Origin of the sequence: Sphingopyxis sp., from assembly GCF_965279755.1 — a bacterium.
Classification (GTDB): domain Bacteria; phylum Pseudomonadota; class Alphaproteobacteria; order Sphingomonadales; family Sphingomonadaceae; genus Sphingopyxis.
The window spans coordinates 2,315,176-2,327,943 of sequence record NZ_OZ257261.1; the positions used below are offsets into that span (position 1 = coordinate 2,315,176).

Genomic DNA, 12,768 nt, shown 5'->3' on the forward strand with positions numbered 1-12,768 from the left:
CGAATTTGAAGGATGGCGTCACGCTCTAGCCGCCCTTCTTGTAATAGCGATAGCCGCCGATCCAGGTTTCGAGCGGGACCATCTTGCGGATCTCGTCGGGGCTCGCGAGCAGGGGATCGCCGTCGAGGAACAGGAAGTCGGCACGCATGCCCGGCATCAGCGTTCCCAGCCGGTCCTCGGCAAAGGCGGCAAAGGCGGCGGTGCGGGTGAAGCCGTCGAGCGCGCTTTCGCGGCTGACCGTTTCCTCGGGGCGCCAACCCCCGATTGGCTGGCCGGCGGCGTCGGTGCGCGAGATCGCGGCGGCGATGCCAGGGAAGGGGTTCGCGCTCTCGACCGGCACGTCCGATCCGAAAGCCAGGCGGACCCCCGCCTTTTCCATGCTGCGCCACGCATAAGCGCCCTTCAGCCGGTCGGGGCCAAGCCGCGCTTCGGCCATCTGGCGGTCGCTTGTCTGGTGCGTGGGCTGCATCGAGGCGATGACCTTGAGCTCGGCAAAGCGCGGGATGTCGACCGGATCGACGATCTGCGCATGCTCGATGCGCCAGCGGCGTTCGCCGGGCAGGTCGCGGCTGAGGTCGCCGATCGCATCGAGCGCCTCGGCATTGGCGGCGTCGCCGATCGCGTGGATTGCGACCTGGAACTTGTCCATCGACGCGCGGACCATCTTGTTGCGGAGCTGCGCCGGGGTGAGCAGCGGCAGGCCCTTCTGCCCCGGGGCGTCGCTGTACGGTGCCTTCAGCCATGCGCCGCGCGAGCCGAGTGCGCCGTCGAGATAGAGCTTCACCCCGACCATGCGCAGGCGGTCGTCATAGAGCCACGGCGTCGGTTCTGACCCGGCGATCAGCGCCATATTGTCGATGTCGCCGCCATAGCTCAGGATGCGGACCGCGAGCTGTTTCTTGTCGCCGGCACGGCGATAGGCCTGCCATTCGGCGATCGAGGTACCCATGTCGGCGATACTCGTGATCCCCTGCGAGATCAGCTTCTGTTGCGCCAGCAGGAAGGCGCGGTCGAGGTCGCGGGCGAGCGGCTTGGGCTTGGCGCTGTCGATCAGGCTCATCGCGGCATCGACGAACACGCCGCTCGGCTTGCCGCCCGCCGCCTCGATGCGCCCACCCTCGGGCGCCTTGGTCGCGGGCGTGATCTTGGCGACAGCCATCGCCGCGCTGTTCGCCCAGCCGGCATGGCCGTCGATCCGTTCGAGCCACACGGGCCGGTTCGGCACGGCGGCGTCGAGATCGGTGGCGGTCGGGAAGCGGCCGAGGCCCCATTTCTCCTGATTCCAGCCGCGGCCGATGATCCACGGCATTTCGGGATTTTCGGCAGCATATTTCCGGATCGCGGCTTGCGCCTCGGCCAGCGAATTGGTGTCCGAGAGGTCGAGCAGCATCAGCTGGAAGCCCAGCCCCATCACATGGCCGTGCGCGTCAATCAGGCCCGGAATCATCGTCCGGCCCTTGCCGTCTTCCTTGAAGTCGGGGCGTTCGGGGCGCTTGTCCTTGCGGTCGAGCAACTGCTTCACCTTGCCGTCGCTGCCGATGAGCAGGCCAGTGAAGCGGACGACCTTGCCGTCCTTGTCGAGCGTGATGCCGTTGACATTGTCGACCAACGTGTCGGCGTGCGCGGGAACCGCGAAGGTGAGGGCGAGCGAGGCGAGGATCAGGCGTTTCATTTCGGCAACCTCGTCACGAGCGAACTGGTATCCTTGCGGCCGCCGCCGGCCTTCTGCACCTCGGCGTAGAACTGATCCACGAGGCTCGCGACGGGAAGCGTCGCGCCGTTGACGCGCGCCTCGTCGAGCGCGAGGCCCAGATCCTTGCGCATCCAGTCGACGGCAAAGCCAAAGTCGAACTCGTCCTTCGCCATTGTGCCCCAGCGGTTGAGCATCTGCCAGCTTGCCGCCGCGCCGCCTGACACCGCTTCGAATACCTTGTCGGTGTCGAGCCGCGACGCCTGCGCGAAGCGCAGCGCCTCGGAAAGCCCTTCCAGCACGCCCGCGATCGCGATCTGGTTGACCATCTTGGTGGTCTGCCCCGCGCCGGGACCGCCGATATGGACCATGCGCGCGGCATAGGCCTGCATCACCGGCGCCGCCGCCTCGAACGCCACCTTTGTGCCGCCGCACATGATCGACAGCGTGCCGTTCTGCGCGCCCGCTTCGCCGCCCGAGACCGGCGCATCGAGGCTGTGGATGCCGAGCCCTTCGGCTTCGACCGAAAGCTGGCGCGCGATCCGCGCCGAAACGGTGGTGTGATCGACGAACAGCGCGCCCTTTTTCATCGCGCGGAAGGCGCCGTCGCGGCCGAGCGTTACCTGCGCGAGGTCGTCGTCATTGCCGACGCAGGTCAGGACGACATCGGCGTCCTTCGCGGCCTCGGCGGGCGTCGACGCCGCAGCGCCGCCATAGGTGGCGACCCATGCGTCTGCCTTGGCCCGGGTGCGATTATAGACGGTCAGGTCGTGCCCCGCCTTGACGAGATGCCCCGCCATCGGTCCGCCCATGACGCCGGTGCCGATGAAAGTGACGCGCAATTTCTGTTCGCTCATGCAGGGTCCATAGCATTGTTTGCTTCACGCGCCAGATAGGCTAGGGCGCCTGTCGTTATGACCGATCAACTCACCCTGACCTCCGCGGCCGATCTTCCGGCCATCACATTGGACGATGTGCGTGCGGCGGCAGAGCGAATTAACGGCGCGGTCGTGCGGACGCCGACCCTCCATTCGCAGACGCTGTCGGAGCTGGTCGGCGCCGAAGTCTGGCTGAAGTTCGAGAATCTGCAATTCACCGCAGCGTACAAGGAACGCGGTGCCTTGAACGCGTTGCTGCTGCTCAGCGACGAAGCCAAGGCGCGCGGCGCGATCGCAGCGTCGGCTGGCAATCATGCGCAGGGCCTGGCCTATCATGGCAAGCGGCTCGGCGTGCCCGTCACCATCGTGATGCCCAGCACCACGCCGCAGGTGAAAGTTTCGCAGACCGCGAGCCACGGCGCGACCATCGTCCTGCATGGCGAGACCTTCGACGATGCCTATGCGCATGCGCGCGTGCTGGAGGTCGAACGCGGCCTGACCTTCGTCCATCCCTTCGACCATCCGCATGTCGCGGCGGGGCAGGGAACGGTCGCGCTCGAAATGCTCGAGGATGTGCCCGATCTCGACACGCTGATCGTGCCGATCGGCGGCGGCGGACTGCTCGCCGGCATGGGCACCGCGGCGCGCGGGATCAAGAATGACATGCGCCTCGTCGGCGTACAGGCCGAACTCTATCCGTCGATGTATGCCGAACTGAACGGCGTCGACATGGCGTGCGAGGGTGACACGCTGGCCGAAGGCATCGCAGTGAAGGAGCCGGGCGCCTATACGCGCAAGCTCGTCGCCGACCTCAACGACGATATCGTGCTGGTGGCCGAGCGTCATCTGGAGCGCGCGGTCAGCCTGCTGCTGCAGATCGAAAAGACGGTGGTCGAAGGCGCGGGCGCCGCGGGCCTCGCGGCGATGCTCGCGCATCCCGAAGAGTTTGCGGGGCGCAAGGTCGGGCTGGTCCTCACCGGCGGCAATATCGACACGCGCCTGCTCGCGAATGTGCTGCTGCGTGATCTGGCACGTTCGGGCCGCATCGCGCGCCTGCGCATCCGCTTGCAGGACCGGCCGGGCGCGCTGTTCAAGGTGATGAAGCTGTTCGACGAGAAGCAGGTCAACATCATCGAAATCTATCACCAGCGCATCTTCACGACCTTGCCCGCCAAGGGCCTGATCACCGACATCGAATGCGAAGCGCGCGACCGCGAGCATCTCGACAGCCTTGTCGCCGCGCTCCGCGACGCGGGCTATATGGTGACGACGGTCGAGCTGGCGTGAGGCTGCGGCCCTACTGGATCGGGGTTGAGGGCAGTTACGGCATAGGGGTCACCGCGAAGGACGAGAAGGAGGCCCTTGCCCTTGCTGCGCATGCTCTTGGCGCGTCCGACGTCAAATCGATCGATCCGCTTTCGAGCATGAGCGAGCTGGATCAGGGCCATGTCATTCCGAATATGGGCAACTGGTTCAAACGCGGCGTTTGGTTCCCGCTCGGCTTCGACTAGAGAGAGCGAGAAATGAAAGACTTCACTCTCTCCTTCACCGCCACGCCCGAGAGCATCGACGAGCTCGGCCATGTCAACAATGCCGTCTGGGTCCAATGGATCCAGCAGGTCGCGACGGGGCATTGGGATGCCGCGGCGCCGCAGAGCCACAAGGACGCCTATATCTGGGTCGTGGTGCGTCACGAGATCGACTATCTTCGCGCGCTTGGTCCCGGCGAAGCGGTGACCGCGCGGACGTGGGTTGCCGACAAGCCGCAGGGCGCGAAGTTCGACCGTTTCATGGAATTCACCGGCGCCGACGGCAAGGTCCATGTCCGGGCGCGGACAGTGTGGGCGCTGCTCGACAAGGCGAGCGGCCGGCCGCTGCGTGTTACGGACGAGATTGTCGCGCCGTTCGCGGTCTAATTCTGGTCCTCGATGCGGTCGCGCAGCGGCCTCTCCTCCAGCGCCGCCAGCGTTCTCAATATCGCGCCATGGACATCGCCGACCTCCTCGAAGAGGGTGCGATAAACCCCGCCGATCCGCTCGCTGTACGCCGCGATGCGGGCGAGTTGGTCTTGGCCTTCGTCGGTGATCCGGAACAGTTTGCGCCGTGCGTCACCGGGGTCGGCCTGCTGGGTGATCAGGCCGAGGCGGAGCAGCGCGGGGCATTTCTGGACCACCAGCTGGTGCGACTGACCGAGCGCACGGGCAAGGTCTGCGGCCGACGCCTCGCCAGCCTTGGCGAGTGCGGTGAGCAGCGAACAGGATTTTACCGGCACGACGATGCCGGCGGCGTCGAACAGGGGGCGCGTCTGGTCTTCGATGGTCGTGCTCAGCGCCTCGCTGAGCCGCCCGAGAAAGGCGACATCGTCAAGGTCGGAGGCCATGTCAGGGGAGGCGGGCATAGTCGATCGTCGTTCCGTCGCGGTTGATGCGTTGCAGTGCCGCGACCCTGCCTGCTTTGCGCAGGATACGAAAGCGGAAGTCGCGCACGCCCTCGATGGCGAACAGGTCATCACCAAGGGGGTCGAGTTGCAGGCGGAACCGGTCGCGCCAGGTATAGAGCAGCTTGCCGCCCACGATATCGATCCGTCGGCCTTCGTAGCGGCCCGCGACGGCCTTAAGGTCGGCCGGCCTGACGTCGGCCGGCGCGGCGAGCGTCGGGGCAAGCCAGTCGATATCGGCCTGCTTCGCCGGGTCGGCCCGGGCGATGTCGGCGAGTGCCAGGCGGTGCGCGACGCCCAGCGCGTCGGCCGATGCCACGGCATGATCGGGTGCGACGCCCTGGCCTTCGAAATCGCCATGGTCGACGGGGTCCATGATCTGGCCGATCGGTACCTGAACGAAGAAATCATTTCCCACCGGTTTGCGGTCGACCGGATGCGCGCCGCCCGCCGTACGTTCGCCGACCAGCGTTGCGCGGCCGAGCTTGTGGAGCGAATAGGCGAACCATTCGGCGGCCGAGAAGCTCGTCGAGGCGGTGAGGATATAGACGGGCTTGCCCGTCAGGCGCTTGGCGGGAAGGGCGGGTAGCACCCACTGCCCGCGCGCGATGCGCTTGCCGTCGTCGCTGTAATAATAATCGAAGAGCTCCTGATCCTTGTCGCCGCGAAAGAGCTGGCTCGCGAGCAACTGCGCCATTTCGAGTGCGCCGCCGTTGTTATAACGAAGGTCATAGATGACGGCGTCGCTGTTCTCGATGAAGCGCATTGCCGACGCTGCGGCGTCATAGCCGAGCTCGGGGTCGGCGAAATGCGACAGGCCGACATAGGCGACATTGCCATCCAAAATGCGAAGATCGGTAAAGCCGAAATTGTCGCGCGCCTCCGCCTGCCGTTCCTTGGCGCGAAGAACCACCGAGAGCAGCGGATCTTTCTTCGCGGCATAATCGGCGACGAAGGCGGGATCGACGCCGACGAAGAAATGGAGATCATTGCTCGCAGCGACCAGATCGCGCGTCAGTTCATCGGCCAGCGCGGCCTTGGTCCCGGCATCGTCATAATCGCCCCTGTCGAGGTGCTCGCGCAATGTCCGGGCGATGATCTTCGCCTTGTCGGGAAAGATATAATTTGCCTCGAGCGTCCGGCCGAGGTCGTCGACGACCGCGCGCCGTTCGGTGGCGGTGAGCGGCGGGTCGCCTGCCGCAGCGGTGCAGGGTAGCCACGCCGATAGAGCGATCAGAATCGACCCCATTGTCCTTGAACTCTGCACAGCATTTTCACTCCCGACTCATTTATACAATATATTGCGCAATATATTGTATAAATGAGTCGGGCAAGCGGAAGTGGCGTCGCTCAGGCGTAGGATATCCATCCGCGCCAGGTGAAAGCCGCATAGAATTGTTCGACACCGGAGAAGCCGGCCGCGCGCAGCACCGCTTCATCGTCTTCGGGGCTGAGCATCGCGACGTGCGTTGCAACCGCCTGCCGGCCCTTGGCGACCTGCTCGGGGTCGCCGCCCGAGGCGATGGCAAAGGCGGCGTAGCGGTCGAGCCAGCGGTCGCGCACGTCCGCGCCTTGCGGGAAGCTGCCATGCGCGGCAACGAACGGCGCGCCGGGCTTAAGGCGGCGGCGGATTTCGGCGGCGGTGCGGATGCGTTCTTCGGTCGCGAGGAAGTGCAGCGTCAGCAGGCAGGTCGCGCCGTCGAACGGCCCGGCGGGGGCGTCATCGATATAGCCCTCGACCAGATCGGCGCGGTGGGCGTCGGGACCAAGCACATCGGCGGCGAGGTCGAGCATCGGACCCGCGGGATCGACGCCGGTGAAGCGCCAGCCCGGATGAGCCTCGGCGAGCGCCCGGAGTTCGAGGCCGCCGCCCGCGCCAAGGACGAGGATATGCGCGTCCTCGGGCACCTGCTCGGCGAGCAACAATCCGGTCATGCGGTGCAGTCCGTCGAGACCGGGGACGAAGCGCCGCGGTCCTTCGGTATAACGCGCGACCGCTGCCGGATCCTTGAAACTGTCGAGAAAATGCTGCGCGCCATCAGCCATGGTGGGGATCCTTTTCGTGGGAAGAACGCGCGGCCATGCGCGTGTGGAAATCGGCGGCGAGCGCGGCGAGCGTGACCCCGCCTAAACGGTCCAGCAACAGCGCCTCGGCCTCGCGGAAGCTCGTGTCGAGCGCGGCGTTGACCGCCTGTTCGACGAGGCAGCCGGGTGCTTCGGTGCGGTTGCCCATCGCCATCAGATTGGGTCGCCCGATCGCATCATAGATGTCGCGCATCGTGATCGACGCCAGATCGCGCGCGATCGTCCAGCCGCCGCCATGGCCCTTTTCGCTGTGGACGAAGCCCGCGTCGCGAAGCCCGCCGAGGATGCGGCGGATCACCACCGGATTGGTCTGCATCGCCCTGGCGAGCTGCTCCGACGTCATCGGGGCGCTCTGCTCGGACATGTGAAGCAGGACGTGGAGCACGCCCGAGAGTCGGCTGTCGCGTTTCATGTAACTTTAAATAGTGCGTGATATGGCAGCGTCAAGGCCGGTGGTTGACAGCGCGCGAAGGCCGCTGCTATCCCGCTGACTACCGGGAATTTTCTGCCATTTTGGGGGTGTCATGAAATTTCTTCCGGTGCTGTTCCTTTCCCTGCTGACCGCTTGCTCTGTCAATTCGCCGCCGCGCGAGACGAGGGCTGTCGCCGCGACTCCGGCGAACGATGTGCTGATCTTTCGCGAGGGCGACGAGTGGAAGGCGCGGTTCCGCTTCGCGGCCGATGCACCGGTCTGGGCCTTCGAGCGCTCGGCGCTGCTGCAGGTCGGCGAAACGCCCTGGCGGCCCGAGAGCTGGGAGGTGTTGACGCCGGGCGTATCGCTGGTGCGGATCGGCGATTTCGACGTCTTCGTCGCGGCGAAGGGTCATGTCCCGCGCGAAGTGACGATCCGGTTCCAGCCGCTCGCGAAGGATCTGATCGCCGACTATGACCCCGCGATCATCCTCTCCGACGGCACGCTCGCCATCTATGGCGGGCATTATAATCTCTTCCCCGCGGAAAGCCGCGAGGCGGTTGAGGCGCTGCGGGAGCCACGGGAGTATCCGGCGCATATTTCACTCACCGCCGGTGGTGCGCCGCTGCTCTTTGAAGGACGGCGGGTGACCCGGGCCGACGATATCGGCGACAATTATGTCTATATCGGCGATGTTGCGCTTTCGCCCGATGATCCGGTGGCCACGATATTGGACCCCGGACTGCCGGGCTGGATCTCGGCGCGCCTTCGCGATTTTACCCCGTCGGTCTTTCGCGGGTTCGAGGCTGAAATGGGGCCGCACAAAAGCAACCGCCCGATGGTGATCGCAAGCTGGGCGGGTGCGGACTTCGCGGGATCGAGCACCGGGGGCAGCGTGACGCCGGGCCTCATCACGATGCGACTTGAGGGCAAGCAGCTCATGAAGGAGACGCCGGACGCGCTCAACCGGATGCGCTGGTTCATCGCGCACGAAGCCGCGCATTTCTGGCTTGGCCAGACGATCGGCTATGCCACGCCCGACGAGGCGTGGATTACCGAGGGCGGGGCAGATTTTCTGGCGATGCAGGTCGCGCTGCGCGCCGACCCCGCCTATGATGGCAAGGCCTTCATGGCCGATGCGCGCGGCGATTGCGTCGCCGCACTTGCCAAAGGCTCGCTCGCCGACGCCCGGCGCCGCAACGACCAGCGCGCCTATTATGCCTGCGGATCGCTTTTCGCGCAGGCGGTGGACAAGGCCGGACAGCCGCGCGGCAAGGGCTTCCCGGACTTCGTGCGCGGACTGATCGAAAGCGATGCCGACGGCAAGGTGACGGGTGCAGAATGGCTGAAGGCGGCGCGCGCTTTCGGGGTGTCGGCCGACCGGATCACACGGATCGAGACGCTGATTGCGGGCAATCTCGATGCGGCGCCGGCGATCGATGCCCTGCTTGGCGATTGACCGACGCGGGAAAGGCGCATAGACCCGCCCGCGATGACCAACGACCGATCCACTCGATTCAAGGCGTATTGGCGCTCCTTTACATAGGAGCGGCATGGCATCACCCTTTGACCATCGCCGCCGTGTTCGGAAGGCGAAGGATCATTGTTCCACCACCCCACCGGTCACGGCGTGCGTTTTTTAAGAAGACGCGACATGACCGATACCTTGCTTGCCCTGTCGACCGACCATTGCCGCATCACACCGCTGACCGCGGACGATGCGCGCGAACTGGCCGCGATCACCGATGATTCGGTGACCTCGCGGATCGACTTCCTGCCGGCGCCCTTCACCGAAGGCGACGCGCGCGCTCTGATCGCCCGGTCGGGCGGCGGGGACGTCTTTCACGCGGTGCGCGGCAGTGGAAGCGCCGAACTCAACGGCGTGATCGGCGTCCATCGCCGCGCGGGGCAGGATTACGAGATCGGTTACTGGTTCGCGGCGAGGGCGCGCGGGCGCGGCATCGCGACCGAGGCGGTGCGTGCAGTCGTCGGCGCGCTGGTCTCGTCGCGGCCGGGCTGTTCGGTTGTTGCCGAATGCCATCCCGATAATGTGCCGTCGCGCGCCGTGCTGCGCCGCGCCGGTTTCGTGTCGACGGGGCTTGCGGGGCGGCGGCCGGGGCGGATGCTGCACGCTTGGCGCCCGGCACCGCTCGACCGCATCGACGTTTGCTGAGCGGCGCGGTCAGGCCGCTTCACCGACCTCTTCGGTCAGCGCCTTGACGATCGCGGCGACCGAATTGGGCGCATAGGCAAAGCCCATATGGCCGCAGTCGACCTCGATCCGCCGGTCGCTCTCGTCGCGGGTGCCGCGCGCGCTGTTCACCGCGACGACGCCGTCATGCTTCGACCAGAGCGCGAAGGTCGGCATTTCGGGGCGCGGCGCTGGGTGGAAGTCGATCGGCGGATTGTCGACCGGGTGCCGCGCGACGAGGTGATAGAGGCGCCACGCGCGGTTGGCGCGGCGGCTGCCCGAAAAGGGCGAGCCGAGCGTCACGACGCGCGCGACCTTGTCCGGATGGTGCTTTGCATATTCGCGCGCGTAAATGCCGCCGAGGCTCCAGCCGACGAGCGCGGGGGCATAGCCGGTGCGATCGATGATCCACTGCACGCGCGTGTCGATGCGTTCGATGATGTCGGGCGTGGCGCCGCGGTTGAAGCCGAGACCCCAGGCATAGCAGCGAAAACCCGCGCGGCGGAGGTCGCCGCGCAGCGCCTTCGTCGCCCAGTCGCCCGACAGGAAGCCGGGAAGGACCATCACCGGCGGATGTTCGCTGTCGGGGTTTGGCTCGGGCGGCATCGGGCGGATGCGCCCGCCGATCGCGCGCAACACTGCCCCGACCTCGCGCCACAGCAACGACAGCGACGGCGGCGCGTCGGGGTCGGGAATGCGCGCCGGCCATTCAGCGCGCCGGGTGAGGAAACCGCGGATCATCGTGGGCCTAATCCCATATTCGTCATTCCCGCGAAAGCGGGAATCCTGCTGACCCTTGCCTGATATCGAGATGGGGAAGCGGGACCCCGGATCAAGTCCCCGGGGTGACGATATTGGTTCTAGCCTTTCGGGACGAGCTTCAAGAGCTTGCCGCCTTCGCCGTCGGTGAGCAGCCAGACGGTGCCGTCCTCGCGCACCTCGACCTCGCGGATGCGCTGGCCGAAATCCCAGCGGTCCGATTTGTGCAGCGTATCGCCGTCGATCGCCATCCGGATCAGGCCTTCGCCCGACAGCGCCCCCATCAGCAGGCTGTTCTTCCAACCCGGATAGACGTCGCCGCCGTACCAGGCGAGCCCGGCGGGCGAGACCGAGGGGTTCCACCACAGCTTGGGCGCCGCGAATTCGGGGCGCGTTGGGTGATCGGGGATGTCCTTGCCGTCATAATGATCGCCGTTCGAGACGATCGGATAGCCGTAGTTCGCCTTTGCCGCGACCAGATTGACCTCGTCGCCGCCCTTCGGCCCCATCTCCTGATTCCACAGCTTGCCGGCGCCGTCGAAGGCGAGGCCGAGGATGTTGCGGTGGCCGAGTGACCAGATCTGCGCGGTGACGCCGCCTTGCGACGCAAAGGGATTGTCCGCAGGAATGCTGCCGTCGGGCTTCAGTCGCAGGATCTTGCCGAGGTTCGCTTTCATGTCCTGCGCAGGATCGAACTTCTGCCGCTCGCCCGAGCCGATGAACAGATATTGGCCGTCGGGCGAGAAGGCGAGGCGGTGCGAAAAATGGCCGCGGCCGGGAACCTTCGGGTCCTGCTTCCAGATCGTCTGCAGACCCTCGATCCGCGGGCTCGCGCCGTTCACGAACTTCGCCTTGCCGACCACCGCGCCAAAGGTGCCGGCGTCGCCTGCCTCGACCCAGCTCAGATAGATCGTGCCGCTGGTCGCGAAATCGGGCGCGAGGACCACGTCGCCGAAACCGCCCTGACCACCATAGGCCACCGTCGGCGCGCCCGCGACGTCGAGCGTCGCGCCGCCTTCCTGCCAGAGTTTCAGCTTGCCCGACTTCTCGGTAACCAGCGCCTGCTTGCCGCGCGGCAGAAAGGCCATCGCCCAGGGCTCGTTGAACTTTGCGATCTCCTGCACCGCGAAGGGTGCGCTCGCGAGTGGGGTCGCGGGCTGTTCGCCGGTCGCGTCGAGTTTGGCGGTGTCGGCCGGGGCGGCATTGCTGGTGGTGCCGGCCGAGCAGGCGGCGACGATCATCGCCGTCGACAGGGCGATCGCGGGAATCTTCTTCATGGGGAGGCTCGCTTTGCTTGGGGGACGGACAATCAGTCTGGCGCGCCGCGATAACAAAGTCGAGAGGTGGCGGGCCGTTACCGGTTCGCCGCCTCGCGCCGCGCGGTGATTTCTTCGACGCTGTCCATGATCGAATCGATCGCTTCGCTGGCAGGCGGCGCGTCGGCGCGCTTCTGGGTGAACTGCCCGCTGTTCATGATCTCTTCGAGGGCGGAGCGGGCGCGGGAGACGCGGCTCTTCATCGTGCCGAGCGCGCAGTCGCAGATGCTCGCCGCTTCCTCGTACGACAGGCCGCCGGCGCCCACCAGGATCAGCGCCTCGCGCTGGTCCTGCGGCAATTCCATCAGCGCGCGCTGGAGGTCAGCCATCTCGCCGCTGTCCTCCTGGCTGGCGGGAGTCGAGAGCGTGCGTTCGACCGCGCCCTCGTCATATTCGCCGTGGAACTTGTTGCGGCGCATCTGCGACAAAAAGGTGTTGCGCAGGATGACGAAGGTCCACGCCTTGATCGACGTTCCCTTCTCGAACCGTTCGCGCGACGCCCATGCCTTCACCATCGTGTCCTGCGTCAGATCGTCGGCCAGATCGGGATTGCCCGACAGGCTGCGGCCATAGGCGCGAAGATGGGGAATGACGCCCGCGAGCAGCGCCTTGAATTCACCGTCCGAAAGCGAGTTATCGTCTTGCGGCGGCAGCGCCGTATCGGTTCGCGTCATTATTGCTTCGGGCTTTTCGAATGGTCGCCGTCGAGTTGCGACAACAGGTCCAGCATATCGTCGGGAAGCTGTTCCGCGACGATGTTGCCATAGATCATGCGCAGCTTTGCGCTCACCGGCTCGGGCGACTGACGCCCGGTCAGCGTGCGATGCCACTGATCGCTGCTCGTGCCGGGAAAGCTTCCATTCGCCCGGCGCGGCTCGGCGATCGGGCGAGGATGCCGCCCGTTGCCATTTGTCCGATTGTTGCCATGCGTTGCCATGACGAAGCAACGAGGAAGGCGCTTGCTGGTTCCCGCCCCGAAAGATTTTTGCGACGAATGCGT

General features: G+C 66.0%; 15 protein-coding genes. 5 read left to right on the top strand and 10 right to left on the bottom strand.

Annotated elements, in window-relative coordinates; translation table 11 throughout:
• Positions 1-25: 25 nt before the first annotated feature.
• Positions 26-1,672 carry an amidohydrolase gene (locus tag ACQY80_RS11405; protein WP_428679491.1) on the bottom strand — a complete coding sequence of 549 codons (1,647 nt, stop codon included), beginning with the start codon at positions 1,670-1,672 and terminating at the stop codon, positions 26-28.
• On the bottom strand, positions 1,669-2,547 hold the full coding sequence (locus ACQY80_RS11410; RefSeq protein WP_428679494.1) for an NAD(P)-dependent oxidoreductase: 879 nt from the start codon (positions 2,545-2,547) through the stop codon (positions 1,669-1,671). Before ACQY80_RS11410 ends, ACQY80_RS11405 begins: the two co-directional genes overlap by 4 nt.
• Positions 2,548-2,604: 57 nt before the next feature.
• Here ACQY80_RS11410 and ACQY80_RS11415 point away from each other — a divergent pair, with 57 nt between their 5' ends.
• The 3 genes from ACQY80_RS11415 to ACQY80_RS11425 are packed head-to-tail and all read left to right on the top strand — an operon-like array spanning position 2,605 to position 4,484.
• The gene (locus ACQY80_RS11415) at positions 2,605-3,855 is read left to right on the top strand and encodes a threonine ammonia-lyase (RefSeq protein ID WP_428679497.1); all 1,251 of its coding nucleotides are present in this window, start codon (positions 2,605-2,607) and stop codon (positions 3,853-3,855) included.
• On the top strand, positions 3,852-4,079 hold the full coding sequence (locus ACQY80_RS11420; RefSeq protein ID WP_428679500.1) for a hypothetical protein: 228 nt from the start codon (positions 3,852-3,854) through the stop codon (positions 4,077-4,079). Before ACQY80_RS11415 ends, ACQY80_RS11420 begins: the two co-directional genes overlap by 4 nt.
• A gap of 12 nt (positions 4,080-4,091) precedes the next feature.
• Entirely contained in the window at positions 4,092-4,484 is a 393-nt protein-coding gene (locus ACQY80_RS11425) for an acyl-CoA thioesterase (protein WP_428679503.1), read from the top strand.
• Here ACQY80_RS11425 and ACQY80_RS11430 read toward each other — a convergent pair.
• The 4 genes from ACQY80_RS11430 to ACQY80_RS11445 form a co-directional block, all read right to left on the bottom strand.
• Complete coding sequence (locus ACQY80_RS11430; protein ID WP_428679505.1) at positions 4,481-4,966, bottom strand: MarR family winged helix-turn-helix transcriptional regulator; 486 nt, start codon at positions 4,964-4,966, stop codon at positions 4,481-4,483. The genes ACQY80_RS11425 and ACQY80_RS11430 overlap by 4 nt on opposite strands.
• Complete coding sequence (locus ACQY80_RS11435) at positions 4,950-6,254, bottom strand: S41 family peptidase (RefSeq protein ID WP_428679508.1); 1,305 nt, start codon at positions 6,252-6,254, stop codon at positions 4,950-4,952. Before ACQY80_RS11435 ends, ACQY80_RS11430 begins: the two co-directional genes overlap by 17 nt.
• A gap of 101 nt (positions 6,255-6,355) precedes the next feature.
• Entirely contained in the window at positions 6,356-7,051 is a 696-nt protein-coding gene (locus ACQY80_RS11440; protein ID WP_428679511.1) for a class I SAM-dependent methyltransferase, read from the bottom strand.
• A complete protein-coding gene (locus ACQY80_RS11445; protein ID WP_428679513.1) occupies positions 7,044-7,502 on the bottom strand; it encodes an Rrf2 family transcriptional regulator in 459 nt (152 codons plus the stop codon). Before ACQY80_RS11445 ends, ACQY80_RS11440 begins: the two co-directional genes overlap by 8 nt.
• Positions 7,503-7,614: 112 nt before the next feature.
• On the opposite strand from ACQY80_RS11445, the gene ACQY80_RS11450 reads away from it, so the two are divergent.
• Together ACQY80_RS11450 and ACQY80_RS11455 are read left to right on the top strand one after the other, a co-directional pair.
• Positions 7,615-8,961, top strand: coding sequence for a M1 family aminopeptidase (locus tag ACQY80_RS11450; RefSeq protein ID WP_428679515.1), 1,347 nt, complete (start codon positions 7,615-7,617; stop codon positions 8,959-8,961).
• Positions 8,962-9,156: 195 nt separating this feature from the next.
• Complete coding sequence (locus tag ACQY80_RS11455) at positions 9,157-9,675, top strand: GNAT family N-acetyltransferase (RefSeq protein WP_428679518.1); 519 nt, start codon at positions 9,157-9,159, stop codon at positions 9,673-9,675.
• 9 nt (positions 9,676-9,684) lie between these two features.
• Here ACQY80_RS11455 and ACQY80_RS11460 read toward each other — a convergent pair whose 3' ends face one another.
• The 4 genes from ACQY80_RS11460 to ACQY80_RS11475 all read right to left on the bottom strand — a co-directional run bounded on the left by ACQY80_RS11460 (position 9,685) and on the right by ACQY80_RS11475 (position 12,705).
• Complete coding sequence (locus tag ACQY80_RS11460) at positions 9,685-10,434, bottom strand: esterase/lipase family protein (RefSeq protein WP_428679521.1); 750 nt, start codon at positions 10,432-10,434, stop codon at positions 9,685-9,687.
• A 119-nt stretch (positions 10,435-10,553) separates the two neighbouring features.
• Positions 10,554-11,729, bottom strand: a complete 1,176-nt coding sequence (locus ACQY80_RS11465; protein ID WP_428679523.1) for a PQQ-dependent sugar dehydrogenase — start codon at positions 11,727-11,729, stop codon at positions 10,554-10,556.
• Positions 11,730-11,806: 77 nt separating this feature from the next.
• On the bottom strand, positions 11,807-12,442 hold the full coding sequence (locus ACQY80_RS11470; protein ID WP_428679525.1) for a sigma-70 family RNA polymerase sigma factor: 636 nt from the start codon (positions 12,440-12,442) through the stop codon (positions 11,807-11,809).
• Entirely contained in the window at positions 12,442-12,705 is a 264-nt protein-coding gene (locus tag ACQY80_RS11475) for a NepR family anti-sigma factor (protein ID WP_428679527.1), read from the bottom strand. Before ACQY80_RS11475 ends, ACQY80_RS11470 begins: the two co-directional genes overlap by 1 nt.
• Positions 12,706-12,768 lie beyond the last annotated feature (63 nt).